This window comes from Gemmatimonadota bacterium (genome assembly GCA_026387915.1).
In the GTDB taxonomy this organism is placed as follows: Bacteria; Gemmatimonadota; Gemmatimonadetes; order Gemmatimonadales; family Gemmatimonadaceae; genus Fen-1231.
In genome coordinates this window covers 197,125-221,880 of record JAPLKS010000022.1, presented here as the reverse complement: position 1 = coordinate 221,880, position 24,756 = coordinate 197,125, and the positions used below count along the sequence as shown (strand labels likewise).

The following is a 24,756-nucleotide window of genomic DNA, read 5'->3' as shown; positions in this document are numbered from 1 at the left end:
CGGATTGTGGACCAATCGTCCATCGGCAAAAAGGGCGGAGGGCCGCTAGCTCCGGGGCTCCCACGCCGAGGGTCAGTCGGCTTGGTGTCTAGGTACGGGCAGCCCCTTCTATATAAGAGGGGGAAGGGCGATCTGTCCTTCTTGCGCTCAGCGCGCATATTGTACACAATATTGTATTCCAAAAGTTTCCAGTATTGTGTAACACGGCCGACGCCGATGTTCCGGCGAGAGTTGGCGCGGCCTACGTACGGCTTCATCCCCACCACCACAGGAGTTGTCATGCTCTGGAATCTCGGCCGCAAGGGATGCCGGGCCGTCTTGCTGACTGTACTTGGAGCGCTCTCGCTTCAGGCGCAGGTAGCGACGGGTCGCATCACGGGTCGCATCACGGACAAAGACGGCGGCGCTCCCATTGACGGCGCGCAAGTGCTCGTCGAGGGCACGAACGTCGGCGCGATCACAGCGGCCGACGGCCGGTTCACGGTCACTGGCGTACCAACTGGGTCGCACCAGATCCGCGTGATTCGCATCGGGTATCAGTCGTCGCGTCTGGAAAGCACGACGCGGAGCGGCCAAGCGACGACGCTTGATGTCGTCCTGACCAAGGCGCCCTTCCAGCTGGAAGCGGTTGTCTCGACGGCCACCGGCCAGCAGCTCACGCGTGAGCTCGGCAACTCCATTGCCAAGGTTGATGCGGCGGCGCTGGTGAAGGAGCTCCCGATCACGTCGATGGAAGACGTGCTCAACGGGCGCCTCGCCGGCGTGTCGATGCTCTCGAACAGCGGCACCGTGGGCAGTGGTTCGCGCGTTCGTATCCGCGGCATCAGCTCGGCGTCGCTCTCGAACGAGCCGCTGATCATCGTGGACGGCGTGCGCATGGATAACTCGTCGCCCGACTTGGGCGGCTATATCGGCGGCGGCTCGCCGAGCATGATGAACAACTTGAATCCAGAAGAAATCGAGTCCATTGAAGTGGTGAAGGGACCGTCCGCGGCCACGCTCTACGGCACGCAGGCAGCCAACGGCGTGATCGTGGTCACCACCAAGAAGGGTCGTGCTGGGCCGGCGAAGTGGAGCGTGTTCAGCGAGACCGGCATGAGCAAGGATCCGAACAAGTATCCGATGACGTACTTCAACGCCGGCAAAACACCCAGTGGCGCGCCGACGATGTGCTTGCAGTGGATGGCCGCTTCGGGTATGTGCACGGTCACGCAGACCTACACCGCGGACTATCTCAACCAGCCTTCGACCACGCCGTTCTCCACGGGACACCGTCAGGCGGAAGGCTTCCAGGTGAGCGGCGGTACGGAGCTCTCGCGCTACTTTGTGAGCGCGGACATCAGCGATGAACGCGGCGTGCTGAAGATGCCGGACTCGCAGGTTGCGGCGCTGTTGAAGGAACGCGGCGTGAGCTCGATTCCAGTGAACCAGCTCTACCCGAACCAGCAGAAGAAAGCGAACATCCGCGTCAACCTTGGCGCGCAGCTCTCGCCGCACGCCGAGTTGAGCGTGAACCTCGGCTACGTGAATGGCTGGCTGCTGATGCCGCAGACCGGTGACAACCTCTCGGGCGTGATTGGCGCCGCGATCTTTGGCTCGCCGAATCCCGCGGCTCCCGATGCGTGGGGCTTTGCGCCGCCGAAGGACGGACTGGCCAAGGAGACCTCGCGTGCCACGAATGAGTTCTTGAATTCGGCCACCATCACGTACCGCCCGTTCACCTGGCTGTCGACGAAGGCGACGGCGGGCATGGACTGGCTGGCCTACGACAATATTGTGAACAACGCGAACGGACAGGGTAGCGCGTTCTCGGGGAACGATCGTGAAGGGCTCCGCACGATTGATCGCTGGAACAGCCTGCGCCAGTCGGTGGATCTCAATGCCGCGTCGAGCTGGAATATCAACGCGAACTTGACGTCCAAGACGGCGCTCGGCGTGCAGTGGAACAAGGATCGCCGCGCGGGCACCTTGAACTCGTCGCGCGTATTGCCGCCGGGTGGCACGACGATTGATGCCGGCGCCAACAAGACGTCGTCCGAGCGCACGATCGAGACCGCTTCGTTCGGTGTGTATATGGAAGAGACGGTCGGCTGGAAGGACAAGCTCTTTGTGACCGGCGCGCTGCGTCGCGACCAGAACTCGTCGTTCGGTGGTGACTTTGGCGCGATCCTCTACCCCAAGGCGACGGTCAGCTGGGTGGCGATGGAAAACGCCGACGCCAAGTGGATTAACCAGCTGCGTTTCCGTGCCGCCTATGGGCAGTCGGGGCAGCAGCCGGGCTTCACGGCCGCGATTACGTACCTGAACCCGGCCACGACGTCGCTGTATGGCAAGGGTGATGTGCCGGCCGTGAGCTTCGGCGCATTGGGTAACACGAAGATCAAGCCAGAGCGTTCGTCCGAAACGGAAATGGGCTTTGACCTGAGCGCCATTGAGAATCGCGTGTCGTTGCACGCCACGTACTACGACAAGAAGACCACCGACGCGCTCGTGAACCGTCCGTTGCCGGGCTCGCTCGGCGCCGGTGCGTCGCGCATCGAGAATGTCGGCGTCGTGACCAACAAGGGCTTTGAACTGTCGGCGCAGGGTCGTGTGATTGACCGCGGCAACTTCCAGTGGGACGTGGGGCTTGAGTTCTCCACGAACAAGAACAAACTGGAATCGTTGGCCGACGGCATTCCGCCGCTCACCGGTTTCGGTTATCAGAACCGGCCGGGCTATCCGTTGTTTGGACTGTGGTGGCCGAAGCTTGTGAGCTACAAGGACGCCAATAACAACGGCACCATCGAACAGAACGAAGTAGTTGTGACGGATACGGCGGTGTTCATTGGCTCCACCGTGCCGGAAAAGAATCTGTCGTTGAACAGCACCATTGGGTTGCTGCACAACCGCCTGCGCATCAGCGGCTTGTTGGACTTCCGCGGCGGCTTCGTATCGCACAACATCAACACGATGTTCATGTGCGCTTTTATGTCGAACTGCGCGGCGCTCAACGTGAAGGGGTACGACTTGTACGAGCAGGCGAAGGCCGTGGCCGGCCCGCGCGCCTTTGGCGCGTACGGTGAAAAGGCGGACTTCTTCCGTCTGCGCGAAGTGTCGGTGGTGTACGACCTCTCGCCGGAATGGGCTGCGAAGCTCAAGGCGCGTGGCGCGAGCGTCTCGCTCACGGGCCGTAACCTTGGCTTGTGGACGGACTTCACCTCGTGGGATCCAGAAGGCGTGGTGGCCGGTACGGATGCCTCGAACTACAACATGGCGCTGGTCGGCCAGCCGCGGATGTTTGCGCTCCGCATCAACCTCAACTACTAAGGGAGGCGAACGTGATCACGACAAAACAAACGGCACGGTTGCCGCAGCGCGCGCAGATCGTGCGCTGGATTGCGGCGGCGATGCTTCCCATCGCGGTCGTCGCGTGTTCTACCGAGACGCTCCTCAAGGCGGAGCACCCGGACCAGATTGAACCCGCTGGTCTTTCCACCAGCTTGCAGGGCGCGAGTGCGCTCTATGCCGGCGCCATTGGCGACTTTACGGTTGCCCTCGATGGTTCTTCGACAGGCGAAGGCGGCTATGGTCAGGTGCTGACGACCGGCTATATGACGGATGAGTTCGATTTCGGTGGTACGCCGCCGGAAATCCGTCAGTTTGACCTGCGGAGTCTGCTCGAATCGAACACGCTCAGTGAGGCCACATACATCGGGTTGCACAGCGCACGCGAAGCCGCGGTGCGCGCTGCCGGCGTGTTCAAGGCAATCGCCCCCACCGATCCGCGTGGTGGCGAGATGAAGGCGCTGGAAGCGATGTTGATCGTGCTCATGGGCGAGGACTACTGCTCCGGCGCGCCGATCAGCACCACGACGCCGACGCTCACGTATGGTCCGCCGCTCACAACCGTGCAGGCGATGACGCTCGCAGCGTCGACGGCTGATGCGGCACTGGCGCTGGCCGGTTCCGATGCTCAGGTGAAGAACCTGGCCGCGGTCACTAAGGCGCGTGCGCAGCTGGATATGGGACAGTATGCCGCGGCCGCGGCAACGGTGGCCGCAGTGCCCACGTCGTTTGTCTACTACGTGAAGCACGGCACCGCGACCGAGCGTCAGAAGAGCATCGACTTTACGTATGGCTACAACACGCATGCGTTCCTCGTGTCGAACAAGGAAGGCATCAACGGGCTGGACTTCGCTACGGCGAAAGACCCGCGCCTTCCGGTTGAAGGCAGCGGCGCGCCGTCGGATTTCGACCTCGTAACGCCGATGTACTTCTTTGCGAAGTACAACTCGCTGGACCACGCCGTGGTGGTATCGAGTGGTGTGGAAGCGCGCCTCATCGAAGCCGAAGCGGCCCTCAACGCGAGCAACACCGCGCTGTGGCTGTCGAAGCTGACCGAGGCTCGTGTGCCGTACGGCATGGCCGCTCCGGCTGATCCGGGCTCGGCGGCTGGACGCGTCGATCTCATGTTCCGTGAGCGCGCCTTTGCAATGTTTGCCACGGCGCACCGTATGGGCGACCTGCGGCGCCTGGTGCGGCAGTACGGCCGCGGTCCGGAGACGGTGTGGCCGACTGGCGCGTATCAGAAGAACGGTCTGACGCGCGGCACCGACCAGAACATGCCGGTTCCGATGACTGAGAAGAACAACCCCAGCTTCAAGGGATGCATTAACCGCGGGGCCTAAGGCTCACTCGCGTTACACAAAAGACGGCGAACTGGAGCGATTGCTCTGGTTCGCCGTCTTTTCGCCCACTTGCACGGAGTTTCCATGCGTCACATCAGATTCAGGTCGTTCGCCGCGACGTTTGCGGCGGTGCTGCTGGTTGGTTCGCTCGCGACGCCGCTTGCGGCACAGCAGAAGAGTCGCGCGCAGATGGTGTCGGCTATCGATTCGGTGGTAGCCTCATACTTGAAGGGTGGAAAGGCGGCGGGGATGTCGATTGCCGTGATCAAAGGGCGCGACACGCTGGCGCTCAAGGGCTACGGCTCTGCCGACCTCGAACTCAACACGCCGACGCCGGCGCGCGCGGTGTACGAGATCGGCTCGGTGACCAAGCAGTTTACTGCTGCCGCCATTCTGCAGTTGCGCGATGCTGGGAAGCTCTCACTTTCCGATAACATCTTGAAGTATCTCCCTGATTACCCGACGCAGGGGCACACCATCACGGTGGGGCAGTTGCTCGACCACACGTCGGGGATGAAGGACTACACCAGTCTACCGAAGTTCGGCACCATCGCCTCGCGGAACCTTCCACGGGATACGCTCATCGCGATGTTCCAGGCGGAGCCATTCGACTTCAATCCGGGCGAACTCCAGCTCTATACCAACTCGGCATACTTTCTTGCCGGGCTGATCATTGAGAAAACCTCGGGCGAGACGTACGCCGACTACATCAAGAAGCACCTCTTTGAGAAAGCGGGGATGCCGGATTCGCGTTACTGCAGCGAGTCCGCCATCATCCCGCGGAAGGCGCATGGCTACGACATGGGCGCCAAGGGACTCGAGAACAAGAGCCCACTCGCGCATGTGTATCCGTTCTCGGCCGGTTCGATTTGCTCGTCGGCGGGAGACATTGCTGCGTGGAACCGCGCCTTGCATGGCGGCAAGGTGCTCTCCGCCGCTGCATATCACGATATCACCACGCCGAGTAAGCTCAACGACGGCACCACGATTCGGTATGCCAAGGGGCTTGCCATTCACAAGTTCGACGGGCGTCGCGTGATCGAACATGGCGGCGGCATCAATGGGTTCTTGTCGCAGTCCACGTACTACCCCGATGACGACGCCATCATTGTGGTGTTGATCAACTCCGCTGGTCCGGTCGCGCCGGCCGAGGTCGCGAAGTCGCTGGCGAATGTGGTGCTCGCGCCCGTCAAGACGGTGTCGGCGACGTACACCGGTGATCTGGCGGCGTTTGCCGGCGAGTACAATGGGCCGGGACGTGGCCGGCCGTCGAAGATGACGATCACGGTAGTGAGTGGCAAGCTGCAGCTTGCCGCCGAGGGGCTGCCCAAGCCGCTTGAGCTCTCGTACCGCACGGGCGACTTGTGGGAGCACGATGACCAGCTCGTGACGTTCGTGCGCGACGGTGGTAAGGTCACCAAGATGAAAATCGACCAAGCCTACGGCTATTCGGTTCTCACCAAGAAGTAGTCACAGGCACACGCCGGACGGGGCCCGGACGCTCCGTCCGGCGTGTGTTTGCTTCTCCACGCAATTGAGGAACTGCCCCAATGAAATGGCAACGGATTGTCACTCTCGCGATCGTCCTGAGCACGCCGCTGGCGGCTCGCCTCGCAGCGCAGCAAGGGATTACTGCCGAGCAAGCGGTCGCTATGCGACAGCTTTCGAATGTGCGCATCTCGCCTGACGGTAAGTGGGTGGCGTACGTGGTGACGACGTCAGACCTCAAGGAGAGCAGTAAGAACGCTGATATTTGGGTGGTGTCGGCGCAGGGGGGCGAGCCCGTGCGGCTGACGAATAACAAGGCATCTGATGATCACCCCGCGTGGTCGCCGGACGGCAAGTGGATTGCGTTCATTTCAGCGCGCGACGGGAAGCCGCAGCTGTATCGGATTTCGCCCAATGGTGGCGAAGCGGAAAAGCTCACCGACAGCAAAACAGGCGTGCAAGACATTGAATGGGCGAGCGACAGCAAGCGCATTGCCTATGTGGCGACTCGTGACGCCACCGCCGACGAAGACCGGAAAGTGAAAGAGAAAGACGACGCCATTGAGGTGGATCACAACTTTGTGCCGGCGCGGCTTTCTGTGTATGACGTGACTGCCCGCACGAGCCGAGAGATTGTGAAGGGCGATTATCAGATCATTCAGATGGCGTGGTCGCCGGACGGCTCGCGCATCGCGTATACCACCATGCCCACGACGCGCGCCGACGACAGCCGCTTTACGGACGTGATGGTGGTGGATGTCGCCGCTGGCACTGCGCGCAAGCTCGTGGAGAGCGCGGGTCCCGATATGAATCCGTCGTGGTCGCCGGACAGCAAGTGGATTGCCTTTAGTACGAAGCCGCTCAAGAACGCGACGATCACGCAGTCCAAGTTGGTAGTGGTGTCGGCGAGCGGCGGAACGCCCCGCTCGGTGATTAGCGACTTTTTGTATGAGCCAGGGCAGTCGCGGTGGTCGCCGGACGGCGCCTCGCTCTATTTCTGGGCCAGCACGCGGACGCGCACGGAATTGTATCAGGTGCCTGTGGCTGGCGGCGCGGTGAAGCAGCTGTCTGACCTCAAGGGATCCGCTGGCATGTTCGGAGCTGGACAGCCCTCGCTCTCCGCAGACGGACGCACCATCGCATTTCCGCGCACGGCAATCGACACGCCAGACGAAGTGTATGTGGCATCGCTCGGCGGTGCGTGGGCGCAGACCGCGGTCACCAAGCTGCATCCGGAGCTGGCCGCCGTGCGCATGGGCGCCGGCGAAGTGATGCGCTGGAAGAGCAAGGACGGTATGGAGGCCGAAGGGGTGGTGGTGTATCCGGTGGGCTATCAGCCCGGCAAAAAATATCCGACCGTGGCAATCATTCACGGTGGCCCCTCAGGCGTGTGGGACGAATCGTTTGCCGCCAACTGGTATAATCCTGCACAACTGTACGCGAGCAACGGTTGGGTCGCATTCCTCCCCAATCCGCGCGGCTCGAGTGGCTACGGTGAGAAGTACCTCGGCGCCAACTTCCGCGATTGGGGCAACGGCGACTATCAGGACATTCAGACCGGGCTCGACTATCTCGTGAAGCGTGGCATTGCCGACTCCACCAAGCTGGCGCAGACGGGATGGAGCTATGGTGGCTTCATGAGCGCGTGGACGTTGACGCAGACGAATCGGTTCAAGGCGATCTCGGTTGGCGCCGGCCTGACCGATCTGTACTCGATGTATTCAACGAACGACCTGCAGACCGTGCTCGAGGATTATTTCGGCGGTGAGCCCTGGAACGACGAAGGCGCCTATCGACGCGCCTCGGCGATGGTGCACATCAAGCAGGCCAAAACGCCGACGATCATTCTGCACGGACAAGCCGATACGCGCGTCCCGATTGGGCAAGCGCAGGAACTGTACATGGGACTCAAGAAGAACAATGTCCCCGTGGATCTCGTGTTCTTCCCCCGCGAGCCGCACGGCCTGCAGGAGCCGCGGCATACGCTTGACAAACTGAAGCGTGAATACGAGTTCTTTGCGAAGCATGTGCTCGGCATTGATCCCGCGCCCAAGAAAGACTACGTGCCGTGATCGTCTGTTCGTCGGCGCGCCTGTAAGGGCGCGCCGACGAACGCCATGCGGTGCGCGCGCCCATCTGTCGCGCCGCGCCCCGTCCACCTATCTCCGTTCGGGGTGTTATGCGGTTCGTTACGGTATGCGCGCTGGTGCTATCGCTCTCGTTCGCCGCGGGGGCCCAGTCGGCGCCTGCTGCTGGCACGATCAACATTGGCAAGATCGACTCGATCTATTCTGGGACGCTCAAGGAACAGCGCCCGTATCTCGTGTACCTGCCGCCGTCGTACAGCGACACCACGTACCTGCCGCAGCGGTATCCCGTGCTGTACGTGCTCGACGGTGATGCGCACTTTCATTCGATCACGGGCGTGCTGCAGTTTTTGAGCTCCGCGACGAATGGCGTGCTCGCGATGCCCGAGATGATTGTTGTTGCCATTCCGAATACGGACCGCATGCGCGATTTGACGCCGACGCACACGGAACTGGACAACGATGGTAAGGTACAGGTCGCGCTGAAAACCTCCGGTGGAGGTCCGAACTTCCTCCAGTTTATTAAGGGCGAGTTGATTCCGCGTATCGAGAGCGCGTATCGCACGGCTCCCTATCGCCTGTTCGTTGGGCATTCCTTAGGCGGCATCACGGTGATTGACGCCCTGTTCTCGATGCCCACGACGTTTAACGCGTATGTGGCCATTGACCCGAGCCTCTGGTGGGACAACCGCGTCCTGCTCAGGCGGACGCAGGCAATGGTATCCAAGCCGGGCTTTGATGGCCGCACGCTGTTCGTTGGTCAGGCCAACTCCTTACAAGCGGGCGACACGACGGTGAACGTGCACTTTGCATCGATTGCACAGTTCAATAGCACCGTGAACACGTTGAACACATCCGGGCTGCGGTACGGATTCAAATATTATGGCGGGGATGATCATGGCTCCGTGCCGTTGATCACGGAATACGACGCGATGCGGTTCATTTTTGGCGCGTACAAGCCCGACATCTTTCGTGCGCTCGAGGATCCCTCGTATCTCACCGCGCATTTCGCTCGGGTGTCGGCGCAGATGGGTTATCCGGTGCACCCGCCCGAAATGATGCTGGACATGCTTGGGCACATTGAGATGTCGCGCGACACGACCAAGGCCATCGCGCTACTGCGCCTGGGCACGGAACAGTACCCGACCAGTGCCAATGCCTGGTCGAGCTATGGCGATGCGCTGATGGCCAAGCCGGACTCGAAGCAGGCGACAGCGGCGTTCGAGAAAGCGCTCGCCCTCAAGCCCGCCCACGCGCACGCCACAGAAATGTTGAAGAAGTTGAAGAAATAGCAGCGCGCTACTCCGCTTTTGGTATTTGCGTCTTCTACTCAACCGCCCCAATGCTCATTCGCCTAGCCCTGCAAATCGTCGCCGTCACGCACGTCACGCTCATTGATCCGGCGAGTGGAACTGCGAAGCGCGATATGACCATTGTTGCCGACGGCCACCGCATTACACAGGTGGCTACGGCATCGTCCGTCACGCCACCGGCCGGTGCCCGTGTGGTAGATGGGCGTGGGAAGTTCGTTATTCCAGGATTGTGGGATATGCACGTGCATCTCACTGCACCCGGTGGTCGCGGGCTCCTGGGGCTGTACGTGGCGCACGGCGTCACAGGCGTGCGCGACGTGGCTGATGACTTAGCCGAGTTGCGCGGCTGGCAGCGCTCCATTGGTCGCGGCGAGCTCGATGGGCCCCGGATTGTGATGTCGGGCCCATACCTCGAAGGGATGAATGTTCCGATTCCTCACTTGACCGTGCGGAACGTCGACGATGCTGTGCGCGGCGTGGATTCGCTGGCTCGGCTCGGAGTGGATTTTGTAAAGATTCACAATGGGCTTCCGCCAGATGCCTTCTTTGCGGCGCTCCGGCAAGCCAAAACTCGTGGGCTCGCGGTGGTAGCGCATGTCAACGTGCCGGTCACGCCGCTACAGGCGGCGGACTCCGGCGTTCGTAGCCTGGAGCATCTGTATGGGTTTCCCAACAGTTGCGCGGGTGACGATTCGGCCGTGGTGGCGGGCGCGCACTTCATTGCCAAATTTTTGATGGGCGGTTGCTCGCACGAGCCGCTCGCGCCGATGTATGCGGCCCTCGCGCGTCATACCGTGTGGGTCACACCGACGCTTATTGCGATGTCTGAGTTAAATGAACTGCGCGCTGGCGCGCCGTTGCCGAGTGATTCGCTTGTGGCCTACGCGAGCGATTCCTTGCGCAAGTTCTGGGAGATGGCGGCCGAGTTGCCTCCCAAGCCGACGGCCGCTGAACTGGCCGGTACGCATCGGCTATTTGCCAAGCGCGTGGCACTCGTGGCTGCACTGCAGCATGCGGGCGTGCCGATCTTGGCTGGGTCCGACGCGCCGGTCCGTGCGAGTATGCCCGGCTGGTCGCTGCACGACGAACTCGAGTGGCTGGTAAAAGCTGGGTTGACGCCGCTGGAGGCGTTGCGTTCAGCGACCAGCGAGCCGGCGCGCTATTTCGCGGCTGACTCGCTCGGCGCCGTGGCGCGAGGCATGGTGGCCGATTTTGTGGTGCTCGATGCGGATCCGCGGTTGGATATTGCAAACACGCGAAAGATTGCCGTGGTGGTGGCGAATGGTCGTGTGTATGACGCAGCCGCACGGCGCGAACTGCTCGCGCGTGCGCGCCGCGCCGCGGGGCATCAGTAGGACGATTCGTTCGACGGTAGGCGATGTGCGGTAGTTCCCGAACTCTTTCCCGAGAGCACGTTCATGCGTATTCGCTCAACTGGTTTTCTCGCCTCTATGGCGCTGCTCACCTGGAGCATGGCGCCCACCGCTGCGAAGGCGCAGGCGCCAGCGCCAGCTGATACGGCGTGGGATGCGACGAAAGCGCGCGGCAAGACCCGCGAGATCGACTTTACGACGACCGAGGGGACGTGGACGTCGGTCGACGTTTCGTCTGACGGCAAGTGGATTGTGTTTGATCTGGCCAGTCAGGTGTATCGTATGCCGGCCGGTGGCGGCACGGCCGAATGCCTCACGCAGAACAGTGGCGTGGCGTCGAACTTCCACCCGCGCATCTCGCCGGACGGAAAGTCGATTGCCTTTATTTCGGACCGAAAAGGCCAGTTTAGTCTGTGGGTGATGGACATTGATGGCGCCAACCCACGGCCGGTGGCGCTCGAAGCTGCGGTGCGATTCGCTTTTCCGCAGTGGACCGCCGACAACCAGTACATCATCGTCGCGCGCATGACCGGTTTTGGCACACGCAACCTCGTGATGTTTCACAAGGATGGAGGCACCGGCGTCACGCTCGTGAAGGGTGAGGTGGGGAAGATGCCGTTTCGTACGGCGATCACTGCGGACGGCCGTTATCTGTACTACGACGTGTACACGGCACATCCGACCGGTTTCTGGGGACAAGAGGACGTCCTGAAGGGCACGGTGCAGATCCATCGTTACGAAATGGCCACTGGGAATGTGCGGCCTATTACGTCCGGCGAGTCGCAGCAGCAGGACCGCGCGACCAGCGGTGGAGCATACGCGGCAGAGCCCAGCCCAGATGGACGGTGGCTGGCGTTCGTGCGCAAGGTGCCGAATGGCACGCTGGAATACAAAGGCAAGAAGTTTGGTCCGCGCAGCGCGCTCTGGCTGCGTGACCTACGGCTCGGCACCGAAAAGTTGATCATGGATCCGGTGGAGATGGATCTCTCGGAAGAGAGCATTCCGTTGAATGGTTCGTATCCCATGTATCGCTGGGCCGCGGACGGAAAAACCATTGTTATTCACCAGGGCGGTAAGATCCGCCGGCTCGACGTGGCCACCGGCGCCATTGCGACGATTCCGTTCTCGGCGCGCGTGCACCGCACCATTTCGGAGCAGGTGGCGACGAAGAATCGCATTAGTGACGCGGCCTTCGATACGCGCTTTATTCGATGGGCGTCGGCCGCACCCGACGGTAAGACGCTGGCGTTCCAGGCACTTGGGCGCATTTGGCTGCAGTCGCTGCCGGCCGGAACACCGCGTCGCTTGACGTCGGCCACTTTCGAACCCTTTGAGTTTCAACCCACGTGGTCGCCAGATGGGCGTACGATTGCGTTCACGAGTGTTGATGCGAACAATCGCGGCGCGCTCTGGCGCGTGGCGGCGACGGGCGGAGCACCGCAGCGCCTCACAAAGGAACTAGGTGAATATCTGAATCCCGCGTGGACGCCCGATGGCAGTCAGATTGTGGTAGCGCGCGGCAGTGGCGCGTCGGCCCGTGCGTCTTCCCTGAGCCGAGATGGCTACTTCGACATCGTGCGGATGCCGTCCACGGGCGGCGATGAAACCGATATCGCACAGCTGGCGGCCGGGCCGATGGGCTTCGCTGAGATCCGGCCGACGGTTGCGCCTGACGGGCGGGTGTACTGGTCGGCTTCCAAGGTCTTTGGCCCGCCCGACGGTAGTGGTCGTCCTCCCGTCGGCGTGGAAGTATCGTCGATGCGGCTGGACGGCACGGACCGCAAGGTGCACGCCAATGTGAAGGATGCTGACGATGCCGCGCTCTCGCCGGACGGTCGATGGATTTCGTTTATGCAGGGCGCGAACGTGTATGTCGCGCCGATGCCGGTTGGTGGCGCCGGCGATCAGGTGCCGATGATCGCGAAGGGAGGCGGTTCGTTCTCGGCGACGCCGGTGAGCACGGAAGGTGGGTTGTTGCCGCACTGGCGGAACGCGACCACCGTCGACTTTGCCAGTGCGAACCGGTTCTTTGCGTACGATGTTGCCCGCAAGCACACAGATACGATCACGGTGAAGCTCACTACGCCGCGCGCGATCCCGGCGGGTTCCATTGCGCTGACGGGCGCACGGATTGTCACGCTCGATCACGCGAAGGTGATCAACAGCGGCACGATCGTGGTGAAAGCGGGACGCATCACCTGCGTCGGTACCTGTAGCACGACGGGTGTAGACAAAGTCGTGAATGTCTCCGGCAAGACGATCATCCCGGGCTGGGTAGACATGCACGCGCATCACCATCGCGAGCATATGGGGATGATGCCGAAGAATGATTTTGAGTCGGCCATCTATCTGGCGTACGGGGTGACCACCACGAGCGATCCTTCGACGAACTCACTCGCCGCGTTCCCGAGCGCGGAGTTGGTGGAAGCCGGTGAAATGGTGGGGCCGCGCGTGTTCAGTGTGGCCGAAGCGCTCACCGAAGGTGACCGCGGGATGACGAACGACATAACCTCGCGCGACCTCGCGGTGAAGGATCTGCGTCGCCGCATGACATGGGGCGCTGTCCTGCTGAAGCAGTACCTGCAGCCCACGCGTCAGCAACGGCAGTGGGCCGTGGATGCGGCGCGCGAACTTGGTTTGCGCGTGACGGCCGAAGGAAGTGAAGACTGGAATCACAAGCTTGGTATGGTGATGGACGGACACAACGGTGGTGAGCATGTGACCGTGCAGTCGCCGCTCTACGCCGACATCACGACCTTCCTTGGACTGGCCAAGTACTTCTATTCGCACACGCCGCTCGTGAGTGGCTACGGCGCGTGGAACGAGGAATACTGGTGGCAGGAGAGTTCGGTGTGGCAGGATCCCAAGCAGGGCAAATGGATTCCCTGGCGCCAGCTCATTCCGCATACGCGGCGCTTTGTGATGCGCCCCGAGACGGATTACTCCAAGGACATCATGTCGCAACAGGTGGCCGACGTGATTGCCGCCGGTGGCTACTCAGCGGTGGGTTCACACGGGCAGCAGCCTGGCCTAGGGTCGCATTGGGATGTGTGGATGGCGGCGAAGGCGAACGGGAACATGACCGCACTCGAGATTGCGTCGATGCATGGCGCGATGTTCCTCGGCATGGAAAACGACATTGGGTCGGTGACTGTCGGAAAGCTTGCCGACCTGATGATTCTGAATGCGAATCCACTCGAGAATATTCGCAATACTGCGAATATCCGGTATGTGATGAAGGGTGGTACACTGTACGACGCTAACTCGCTCGACGAAATTTGGCCGCGCGCACGCGCGTACGGCGACAACTATTGGTATGTGAAGGAGATGTACGAGCCCAGCAACAAGTCGGTCATTCGGTAGGCAGGGCCAGTACTGAAGAACGGGGCGAGCGCTGAAACACGGGCGCTCGCCCCGAGGCCTTTCCCTCTGTTCTCTCACCCTCTGGTCACATTCTTATGCGTCGTTTCGCTGCAGTACTCACACTGGTTCCGTTCCTAGTCGCTGCGCAGTCTGCCACCGTTGCACGTTCCGCGGAGCGATACGATGTGGTGATTTCCGGAGGCCGCATTGTGGACGGCAGCGGCAAGCCTGCGTACGCCGGCGACATTGGCGTGCGCGGCGGTTGGATTGCGCGCATCGCGCCAGCGGGCGCGCTCAAGGGCGCCACCGCGACCACGCGTATTGACGCGACCGGATTGGTTGTGGCACCGGGCTTTGTGGACGTGCACTCCCACAGTTTGGAAGAATCGTTCAAGACGCCCAATCGCCTCAACGAGGGTGTGGTGCGCATGGGAGTGACGACGATCGTGGGCGGCCCGGATGGCTACTTCGCGCCGTTCCATATGCGCATGATCCTCGATTCGCTTCGGCAGCATGGGTCCGGTACCAATGTGGCGATGTACATTGGCCACAACGGCGTGCGCGAAGCGGTGATGGGGCACGCTCAGCGCGCTCCCACCGCCGACGAACTCGCGAAAATGAAAGCGATGGTGCGCGAAGGCATGGAACTCGGCGCCGTAGGATTGAGCACCGGCCTCATGTACGACCCTGGTATGTATGCCACGACGGACGAAGTGGTGGAACTCGCCAAGGAAGTGGCGCCGTTCCGCGGCATTTATGATTCGCACGTGCGCGATCCGGGACATCATCTGATTGAATCGGATCGTGAGACGATTGAGATTGGCGAGCGCGCTGGTATTTCGCCCAAGATTGCGCACGAAAAAGTGGTCGGGCTCGAGAACGCCGGGCTACTTGAGAAAGTGATCGGACTCGTGAACGCTGCGCGCGGGCGCGGCGTGAATGCGGTGACTGACCAGTATCCGTACGATGGTGCGGCGACGGCGCATGTTGAAGATCTCGTGGTGGTGCCGGATGATATGGCCAAGCGTCCCGGCTTTGATGTACGCGCTGCACTCAAAGACCGCGCGCAGCGTGCGTTGCTGAAAGTGGCGAGCGAGAACGGCGTGAATGGCGGCTTTGCTTGGCTCAAGGCCACCGGCTATTCGCAGATGCGCATCACGACGAGCGACGATGAGCCGGCCCTTGTGGGGCAGTACCTCTCGGAACTGGCCAAGGCGCGCAAGGTTGATCCGTTTGATCTCGTGGCTGACCTCATTCTCACGCCGAAGCACGCCGTGGGCATTACGCTCGGCGCGGTGCGCGAAGTGGATGTGCGCGGCCTGCTCGTGCAGCCGTGGAACATGGTGGCGAGCGATGGCGCCTATGTGGACTCCACGGAGGGGACGCGCGGCCATCCGCGTTCCGCGGGGACTTTCCCGCGCGTGCTTGGCCGATATGTGCGGGAGCAGCATGTGCTCACCCTTGAGGATGCGGTGCGCAAGATGACGTCGTTCCCTGCGGATTTCGTCGGCCTGCATGACCGTGGGCGCGTGCAGGAAGGACTGGCTGCCGACCTCACAATTTTTGACGCCAAGACGATTATTGATCGCTCGACGTGGAGCGCACCATCGCGCATGGCGACGGGCGTGGTGCATGTACTCGTGGGGGGCGTGGCAGTGATGCGGAATGGCGCCATGACCGGTGCGGCGCCGGGTCGGTTCCTCGCGGCGCGTCAGTAATAAGAAAAGCGACGGTCACCGCGCATGTGCGGTGACCGTCCCTTTTTTGTTTAACGCCTGCGCGGTGTTAGCGCGCGGCCCTTTTCGCCTTCGCGCGCCAGAGCATGAATGCCGGCACACCGAGCGCGACCATGCCGAGGCCAACTGCGGCGCGCCCCGGTTCCGCGATCACCGTGTTGCCCACGATCGCGACGGCGGAGAGCACAAAGAGAATTGGCGTCAGAGGATAGCCCGGCGTGCGGAACGGGCGCACGGCGCCTGGTGCGTTGCGTCGGTAGGCGAAGATGGCGAGCGCGCCGAGCGCGTAGAAAATCCATCCTACGAACACCACGTAGGTGAGCAGCTGCTCAAAGGAGCCGCTGGCGGCGAGCACCATCGCCCAACTGCAGAAGGCAACGATGGCGAACGCCGGCGTCCCGAAGCGCGGGTGAACGTTGGCCATACGCGAGAAGAAGATGCCGTCATTGGCCATCGCGTAAAACATGCGCGGCGCCGTGAGGGCGATGCCGTTGGCGGCGCTGAACATGGAGACCAAGATGATGGCCGCAATGGCTTTGGCGGCCACCGGTCCAAAGACGGCGCCTACCGCTTCGGCCGCAATGCGGTCACTGTGCGCAGCGCCATCGGTACCGAGTGCGGCGACGTAGGCAAAGTTGACGAGCAGGTAGATGCCGATGAGTAGCGCCGTCCCAATGACAATGCCGCGCGGGAAGGTGCGTTGCGGGTTGATGGTTTCGCCGGCGCTGAAGGTGGCGTACTGCCACCCTTCGTAGGCCCAGAGCACGGAGACCATCGCCAGGCCAATGCCACGCAGGAGCGAGGTGTCCACGGTCGCCGGCCACATCGGGGTAGTGGAGGCGGGGCCATTGCCAAGCACGAGGAGCAGGACGCTCATGATGGCGATGGCAACGACTTTGATGAGCGTGCTGACATTTTGTACGTCGGCGCCTTGGCGCGTGCCGCGCACGTTCACGAGCATCAGCACAACAATCATAAGGAGCGCCGTGATCTTGCCGGCGACGGGCGAGAGCTCCACAAACTGGCCGAGGTACGCCGTAAAGGCGACGGCGAGGGTGGCCATGGAGCCGGCGCTGATCACGAAGAAGGCCGTCCAGCCGTACAGAAAGGCGGCGAGTGGGCCGAAGGCGTCACGGATATAGATGTAGAGCCCGCCGGCCTCGGGGTTCATGGCCCCAAGCTCACCGTAGGTGAGGGCGCCGAGCAGGGAGAGGATGCCGGCGACGGTCCAGACGGCGAGGGCGACGCCGAGCGACCCCCCGCTGGCCCGCAGGACCGGGCCCGGCACGAGGAAGATCCCCGAACCGATGACCGTGCCTATCACCAGGAGGATGAGGTCACGGAGGTTCAGTGTGCGGGCGAGTGAGGGCATGCAGGCTCTGGCTGTAGTGTGAAAAGCGAAGATACGAGAAAGAGGAGCGGGCAGATAGTAGAACGGCTCCCGCGGGATCTACCGCGGGAGCCGTTCTCGTTCGGCCTACTCAGCTATTTGATATTCGGGTTGTTAAACCGCTCGACATCTGGGAGCGGGAGGCAGCGTGTGGTGCCGTAGGTACCGCCCTTGATGGGATAGGCGGTTCCGGCGGCAGGATTGAGCGCGACGTTAAAGCGCTGCATATCGTAGTTGCGGAACCCTTCGGTAAACAGCGCCCGGCGCCGTTCATCGATGATGAGGTTCTGAATGGACGCGGCGTCTGTTGCGCCGGTATAACTCAGTAGGCCCGCGGCGGTGCGTAGTGCGTTGATGATGCTGACGGCAGACGCCCCACCCTGTGCCTCGGCGAGGATCAGCTGCGCCTCCTCATACCGTGCGACCGGCATGGGAGCAGCGTCGCCTGCCGCGAACTTCAGCGGCACCCAGATAGGCGACTTGGCATCAGCTGGCCGCGTGCTGACAAGTTTGGCTGCCGAACGCGGATCAACTTCCCCACGATCGGTGACGAGGTTGCGTGAGTTCGCCTCGATGGTGTACGTGCCAAACTGTTGGGTGATAGCATAGATGCGATTGTACAGTCGGTTATCCGACGCATCGTTGCTCGAGTTGAGCGCGAACCCAACGGGGACGAGCGCGGCATCTGCCGCTGCGCCAGTCTTGTTCCCTAGGAAAAGACGCACACGTGCACGACCGACATACGCTGCCCGTAGAATGCTCGTATTCGAGCTGGCTTGAGCGGCGGTGATCGCCGCCGTGAAACGTGCTTCGGCGAGCGCGAACATCCCCGTTTGCTGCACTTCAGGTCCGAGATCGAACGCGGCCGAGCACATCGCCATTCCTAGGGTCGCGTAGGAAAAGCCCGCGTACAGATTGGCCTGCGCCAAGAGCGCCGTGCGGTTCGGGACCTGCGCGTCGGTCCAACTCGTGAGGTTCGTGACGGCGTGATCGGCGCTCCAACGTGCGGTGGAGAGCGGCGCGTAAATACCCGGTGTCTGATTGTCCGTGCAACTACCGGTGCCGTAGGCGCCGTTGGTTTGCGTATTGAAATCGCGCCGATCGTACGGCCACGCGGCGGCTCCCAGCTGTGCGTCGGCCAACTCGTCGCTGATGATGGCCTCCACGGACACGGCGGCACCGAACGCGCACTCAAAATCGCCAATGGCACTGTGCACCATCAGCACGGCGTTCCCCGGCTCGTTGAGGCGGCTCACCGGAACGTTCGCCGGTGCGACGACGTCGAGAAGGCTTGCGGTACTGCAGGCGGCCATCAGGGCGCCCGTCACATAGACCGCCATGATGGCGGTGATTGCCGTTCGGCGCAGCGCACATCGCACGACTGCGTGCCCGGCACGAAATACGGTGTGGGTGAATCTCATCGTAGACTTCCTTCTAATAGAAGTGAGGCGTCGTTCCCTGACGCGAACGCGCGGGTCAATAGCTCAGATGGATCCGGAAGACGAACGACGTGAGTTGCGGTAGCGTGGACTGATCGGTATTGACGGGAGAACCCGCGACAAACTCTGTTTCCGGGTCGAGTCCCGAGTATTTCGTCCAAGTACCAAGGTTGCGACCGGAGACGGTGAGAGCCATCTGCTTGGTGCCGAATCGGGCGGCCAAGCGCTCCGGTACGTCGTACGACACCGAGAGCTCGCGGAACTTGACGAAGCTTGCGTCACTGATAACAAACTCACGCAGCGTACCGTTGTTCTGCATTTGCGCGAGCACGGCAGGATTGACGGTCTCTGGCAGTAAATTCTCGAGGCACGTGTGGAAGATCTGGCAGCGTGCACGGAGGTTGTTGTCGAGGCGTTTGTAGTTCTGTGAGTAGTTGAACATCGCGTACACGCGGAAACTGCCGTAGCGCACCGTGTTGGTGAGCGCTCCCTCGACGGCGGGAATAGAATGTCCGAGGTACACTTTTGGTGCCTGGATAGCTCCGCTGGCGGCATAGCAGGAAATGGGCTGCCCCTTGCCGTTGTCACACATCGGATTGATCGCCTTCTTTGACGCGGCGTCGTAGGTGGCGCTCAAGATTTTGTACGAGAACCAATCGAAGGGTGCGTACCCGACGCGGTGCGATGCCGATCCAAGATCGATCGTCGTGTCGGTGCCGTTGAGGCGTTGAATCTTGGAAGAATTCGTGCCGATGGTAAAGTTGACATCCCATCCGTAATTGCCTTTGTCGATGATCTGTCCCTTGAGTCCGAGTTCGACGCCCTGCTTGATGATTTCGCCGGCGTTGAAGAATTGATTCGTGGCGCTGAATCCAGAGCTCGGGGCCACTTGGCGCGAGAGGATCGCATCGCGCGAGTCGTCGTGGAAGTAGGTAAAATCCACACCGAACCGATCCTGCAGCAGCGCAACCTCGAATCCGACTTCCGTGCCGACCACGCGCTCCGGCTTCAGATTCGCGTTACCGATAGAGTTTGCCGTCAGGATACCTTCCCCATTGGGGCCTGCGACGGGGCGCAACGTCTGCAAGGCGGTCAGTAACGCCGGTTGTTGCCCCGACGCACCAAACGCACCACGCACGCGCAGACTGTTGATCCACGACGGCAATTTGGTCCGAATAAACGGATCATCGCTCGCGACGTAGGAAACGCTCGCCTTGGGATACGTGACCCAATGCACTTGGCTTCCGAACGAACTGTTGTTATCGACACGCATGGCTACCGTGACGAACAGACGATCGCTCCACGCGAGTGCTTCCTGCGCATAGAAGCCGAGGGTGTTGTTGGCCGACCAGCCGTCGGACAGGTTCAGCTTTTGGCCAGCAGACGAAATCGTCTGAAGCCCAGGGGCCGGGAAGAAATCGCCTTCTCCAGAGATGAATTGATCGTTGCGGGTGTAGTACTGCGTGCCGACCGACGTCTTCGACGTCGTGGTGGGATTGATATTGAAGCTGGCGCTCCCCGTATAGTCGTACGTGTTGTAGACCGCTTCGTGCTGGTTATGGAAGCGATAGCCGTTCGCGTAGGTACCCCAGAAGTAGCGCAGCGTGTCATTCGTGAGATACGGCAGGTATTCGACGTTGTTTTCTAGATTGTAGTCGGTGCCGATCTTGAACCGGTGCGACATCCACGTAAACGGCTTGTAGTCGAACGTGACGCTGGCCGTGAGGCGGTTCAAGTCTTGCCAATCCTGCATGGCTCGGTCCGCTTCGGGCGGCGCACTCTGGAACCCACGGACCCAGGTGCATCCTACATCACCGGCGGGGCAGAACTGGGCGAGGTTGGCGGGGTTCGAGAACACCGACGCCCACATAGCCCCGCCGCAACCGGCTTCGCAACTCAGCGTCGTGCGGCTGTTGATATAGCCGAAGTTTGTGGCAATATCGACTTTTTCGCTCGGCGTGATGTTCAGGTTGGTGCGGAAGCTACTTTGCCGACGCGCGTTGTTTGTCTCGGCCCCTTCGTTATTGCTGATCTCGCCGGAGGCAAAAAAGCGGAAGAGTCCGTTGCCACCACTCACGCTGCCCGACATGTCTCGCATGTTGCCGGTGCGGAAGATCGGGGTGCCCCGCGCGTTCTCCTGATTGACCACGTTGAGCCCCAAGATGGTTCCGGTCCCGCTGGTGCCGCACGCCGTGGGCGACGTTTGAATGCAATAGTTCGTGGGAATTCGCCCCGCAGCATTCTGGAACCAGTTGCTCCCCAGCTGTGTGTCGAGGGTGTACTTCGTGGTTCCGGTGGCGCCCTTCTTGGTGATGATGTTGATCACGCCGCGCGCGGCTTCAGTGCCGTACAGTGTTGCGGCCGCGGGGCCTTTGAGCACTTCGATACTTTCGATCTCGTCGGCACTAAAATCGTTGAGGCGCGAGACGACGCCGGAACCGAAGCCCTGAATGGCATTTCCGGTTCCCGTCTGGTTATTCACACGAATGCCGTCCACATACACGAGCGGCTGACTAGAGAGCGAGAAGGTCCCGAGTCCGCGGATGCGGATATTGGACCCGGCGCCGATCATGCCGGTGCCTGGGAGTACGACGACGCCAGGCGTGCGACCGCTGAGTAATGCGTCAACCGATGTGACCGGCGCATTCGCCTGCACTTCGCTCGCGCTGATGGTAGCGACCGCCGTGCCGAGCGCGCGCTTTTGCTCGCCCCCGACTGTGCCGGTGACCACCACTTGATTGAGTTCAATCGGCCGTTCCGCGAGCACGAATCGCGCGTCGGTCGCACCGACTCGCACCGTGAGGGTGAGTGGCCGGTAGCCGAGCATTTTGGCGTTCAGCGAAACCGACGCGCCCGAGAGGCCGCTAATGCGGAAGCGGCCCGACCCGTCGGAGACGGCACCCTTGCCGACCTCTCCCTCGACGGCGATCTGTGCGCCGGCGATCGGAAGTTGCGAACGCTCCGCGACGACGGTGCCGCTGATCACGCCGGCCTGCGCGTGCGCCGTTCGTGCGAACCCACCGCTGACGACGAGTATCGTAGACAACACGACGGTGACGCGGGAAAGCCTCCCTCGCATCAATAACACCCACGCGCGAGCGGAGATGCCCGCCGACGAAACCACGCTGTTTCGGAAGACCATGCTGCCTCACTGGTAGACTACAGCGATGCGTGCACTTTGCGCGACGGAGCGTCGCGTTAGCGCCTCAGGGGGGGAGAGAAGTCGAGCGATCACTTGCGCGACATCTCTGTTTGTTCACAGATTTGTATACAAAAGTGTCCAGAAGATTTTGGGTGGGCGCAAGAGCACGCACACCGCTGCGTGGGTTAGTTCCATTCCCGAACGTCGAGCGCTGGAGGTTCTTTGAAAAGTCTTGTCCAGTTTCCCCTTTCGATTCACCGTGTGCGCGTTGCTCGCGCTGTGCTTGCGTGTACGGGTGCCGTGGTGAGCCTGGCGATCTCAATCCCCCGCGCCGCCACCGCACAGGCCCCTGACTCCGTCGCCGCCGAGGCGCGCATCGCCGCCGTCACCGCATCGCTGACGCGGTTCGTCGAGCACGAACGCGCGCAGAAGGGAATCCCGGCGATTTCCGTGGCGCTCGTCTCGGGCAACCGCGTGCTCTGGGCGCGAGGCTTTGGCTGGGCCGACTCGCTCGCCGGCACAGCGGCCACCGCCAACACGGTGTACCGCGTGGGATCGGTGTCTAAACTGTTCACGGACATCGCGATTCTGCGACTCGTGGAGCAGCGGCGCCTCAACCTCGATACGCCGATACAACAGTACCTCCCGGATTTTCATCCGCTGAATCCGTTTGGCGGCAGTATCACGATTCGCTCGCTCACGGCGCATCGCTCTGGGCTCACGCGTGAGTCACCGGTCGGTCATTACTTCGATGATACCGGCGTGACGCTCGCGCAAACCGTCGCCAGCTTGAATAGCACGACGCTCCTCAGGAAACCGCTCACGTACGCGGCCTATTCCAATGCGGGGATCGCGGTACTCGGCTATGTGCTGGAACGCCAAGAGAAGCAGTCGTTTTACCCGTACCTCAAGCAAGCGCTGTTGGAGCCGATGGGGCTCACGCAGAGCGCCTTTGAACCATTGCCGGCGATCAAGGCGCGACTGGCCCGCGCGTATATGTGGACGGTCGACGGTCGCCGCACCGAAGCGCCCACCTTTCAGCTTGGCATCGGGCCCGCCGGCAGTATGTACACCACGGTGCTCGAACTCAGTCGCTTTCTCTCCATTCTATTTAATGGCGGCGCAACGCCAGAAGGTACGCGCATTGTGAGCCGCGCTACACTCGACACCATGTGGACGCCGCAGTTCGCGGCACCGGGCGCCACCAGTCGGTTTGGTATTGGCTTTGCGCTCGGCAAACTCGATGGCCATCGCACCGTCGGTCACGGCGGCGCCATCTATGGATTTGCTACCACGCTGCTGGCCTTGCCGGATGATTCGATCGGTGTGGTCGTCACCGCGACGCTCGACGGCGTGAACACCGTCACGGATCGCATTGGAGCGCAGGCGATGCACCTGATGTTGGAACAGCGTGCTGGCCGTCCGATTGTGGACGCCGACACAACCGCGGCGCTGGCGCCAGGGCAGGCGCTGTCACTGATCGGGCGCTACGCGAATGCGCGTACGGCGATTGATCTGGAAGAATCCGAAGGGCAGCTGTTCCATACGCCGGTGGGTGGCGGTCAGCGCGGCGAACTTCGACTTGCCGCATTGCGTGCGTCAGCGAATGGCACAGGCCGCGCACTCGAACTCATGGTGGACGATCGCCTCGACTATGGCACGCGCGTGCACGTGCTTGCGGACCGACGCCTCGTCATCGGCACCGACACGCTCACGCGACAGGCAACGCCTGGGTCCGACGTCGTCGCAATGGTGACGCCGCGTCCGGCCAAGATGGCGGCAGAGTTCGCCAGCCTCGTGGGCGAGTACGGCTGGGATCACAATATTCTGTACATCCGTGAACGCGACGGACAGCTCCGCGCGCAGATCGAATGGTTCTTTGACTATCCGCTCACGCGCGAATCTCGCGACGTCTACAAGTTTCCCAAGTCGGGCCTGTACGACGGAGCGGATGTAAAGTTCACACGCGACGCAAACGGCCGAGCCACGGTGGCCATCGCGGGCACCGTGCCATTCAAGCGTCGCACACTGCCAGGCGACAACGACGCGATTAACTCTCGCACGCCGCCCGTGCGTCCCGCAGCGGAACTGCGCCGAGAGGCGCTCCTGGCGTCACCGCCGCGTGAGCCAACGCCGGCGCGGGCCACGGACTTAGTGGAACTGCAGACGCTCGACCGCACCATCAAGTACGACATCCGCTATGCGACGTCGAACAACTTTATGGGGACGCCATTCTATTCGTCGGCGCACGCCTTTATGCAGCGCCCGGCCGCCGAAGGCGTGGCGCGCGCATCGGCGGCGCTCCGGAAGCTCGGGTATGGGCTCCTGATTCACGATAGTTACCGTCCGTGGTATGTGACGAAAATGTTCTGGGACGGCACGCCAGCAGACAAGCACGTGTTTGTGGCCGATCCGCAGCAAGGGTCGCGACACAACCGTGGCTGCGCGGTGGACCTCACGTTGTACGATCTGAAAACCGGCGCGCCGATCAACATGCCCGGCGGCTACGACGAAACGACTGACCGTTCCTACCCGCTGTATCCGGGTGGCAACGCCATGCAGCGGTGGCATCGCGACCTGCTGCGGCATGCGCTCGAAGCGCAGGGGTTCAATGTGTACGAAGCGGAATGGTGGCACTTCGACTACAAGGACTGGCGCAGTTACGGCATTGGCAATCAGACGTTTGAGCAACTGCTCAGCGCCAAGAAATAAACGCCGGCCTGTTGCCGCGCGTCACTCAGTCGTCCCCACCCAG

General features: G+C 61.9%; 12 protein-coding genes. 9 read left to right on the top strand and 3 right to left on the bottom strand.

Annotated elements, in window-relative coordinates:
- Window positions 1-279 precede the first annotated feature (279 nt).
- The 8 genes from NTZ43_14830 to NTZ43_14795 all read left to right on the top strand — a co-directional run bounded on the left by NTZ43_14830 (window position 280) and on the right by NTZ43_14795 (window position 16,012).
- Window positions 280-3,309, top strand: a complete 3,030-nt coding sequence (locus NTZ43_14830) for a SusC/RagA family TonB-linked outer membrane protein (protein MCX5768492.1) — start codon at window positions 280-282, stop codon at window positions 3,307-3,309.
- 11 nt (window positions 3,310-3,320) lie between these two features.
- Window positions 3,321-4,670 carry a hypothetical protein gene (locus tag NTZ43_14825; GenBank protein MCX5768491.1) on the top strand — a complete coding sequence of 450 codons (1,350 nt, stop codon included), beginning with the start codon at window positions 3,321-3,323 and terminating at the stop codon, window positions 4,668-4,670.
- Window positions 4,671-4,754: 84 nt separating this feature from the next.
- On the top strand, window positions 4,755-6,140 hold the full coding sequence (locus NTZ43_14820; GenBank protein MCX5768490.1) for a serine hydrolase: 1,386 nt from the start codon (window positions 4,755-4,757) through the stop codon (window positions 6,138-6,140).
- Window positions 6,141-6,220: 80 nt separating this feature from the next.
- A complete protein-coding gene (locus tag NTZ43_14815; protein ID MCX5768489.1) occupies window positions 6,221-8,230 on the top strand; it encodes a S9 family peptidase in 2,010 nt (669 codons plus the stop codon).
- Between the two features lie 134 nt (window positions 8,231-8,364).
- The gene (locus tag NTZ43_14810) at window positions 8,365-9,537 is read left to right on the top strand and encodes an alpha/beta hydrolase-fold protein (protein ID MCX5768488.1); all 1,173 of its coding nucleotides are present in this window, start codon (window positions 8,365-8,367) and stop codon (window positions 9,535-9,537) included.
- Between the two features lie 50 nt (window positions 9,538-9,587).
- The gene (locus NTZ43_14805; protein ID MCX5768487.1) at window positions 9,588-10,913 is read left to right on the top strand and encodes an amidohydrolase family protein; all 1,326 of its coding nucleotides are present in this window, start codon (window positions 9,588-9,590) and stop codon (window positions 10,911-10,913) included.
- Between the two features lie 63 nt (window positions 10,914-10,976).
- On the top strand, window positions 10,977-14,294 hold the full coding sequence (locus tag NTZ43_14800) for an amidohydrolase family protein (protein ID MCX5768486.1): 3,318 nt from the start codon (window positions 10,977-10,979) through the stop codon (window positions 14,292-14,294).
- A 95-nt stretch (window positions 14,295-14,389) separates the two neighbouring features.
- Complete coding sequence (locus NTZ43_14795) at window positions 14,390-16,012, top strand: amidohydrolase family protein (GenBank protein MCX5768485.1); 1,623 nt, start codon at window positions 14,390-14,392, stop codon at window positions 16,010-16,012.
- Window positions 16,013-16,079: 67 nt separating this feature from the next.
- On the opposite strand, the gene NTZ43_14790 is transcribed toward NTZ43_14795, so the two are convergent.
- The 3 genes from NTZ43_14790 to NTZ43_14780 form a co-directional block, all read right to left on the bottom strand.
- A complete protein-coding gene (locus NTZ43_14790; GenBank protein ID MCX5768484.1) occupies window positions 16,080-17,402 on the bottom strand; it encodes an amino acid permease in 1,323 nt (440 codons plus the stop codon).
- 113 nt (window positions 17,403-17,515) lie between these two features.
- On the bottom strand, window positions 17,516-18,841 hold the full coding sequence (locus NTZ43_14785) for a RagB/SusD family nutrient uptake outer membrane protein (protein MCX5768483.1): 1,326 nt from the start codon (window positions 18,839-18,841) through the stop codon (window positions 17,516-17,518).
- A 55-nt stretch (window positions 18,842-18,896) separates the two neighbouring features.
- Window positions 18,897-21,908 (bottom strand): SusC/RagA family TonB-linked outer membrane protein, encoded by a 3,012-nt coding sequence (locus tag NTZ43_14780; GenBank protein ID MCX5768482.1) that lies wholly within the window; start codon window positions 21,906-21,908, stop codon window positions 18,897-18,899.
- Between the two features lie 354 nt (window positions 21,909-22,262).
- On the opposite strand from NTZ43_14780, the gene NTZ43_14775 reads away from it, so the two are divergent.
- Window positions 22,263-24,713 carry a serine hydrolase gene (locus NTZ43_14775; GenBank protein ID MCX5768481.1) on the top strand — a complete coding sequence of 817 codons (2,451 nt, stop codon included), beginning with the start codon at window positions 22,263-22,265 and terminating at the stop codon, window positions 24,711-24,713.
- The last annotated feature ends 43 nt before the right edge of the window (window positions 24,714-24,756 follow it).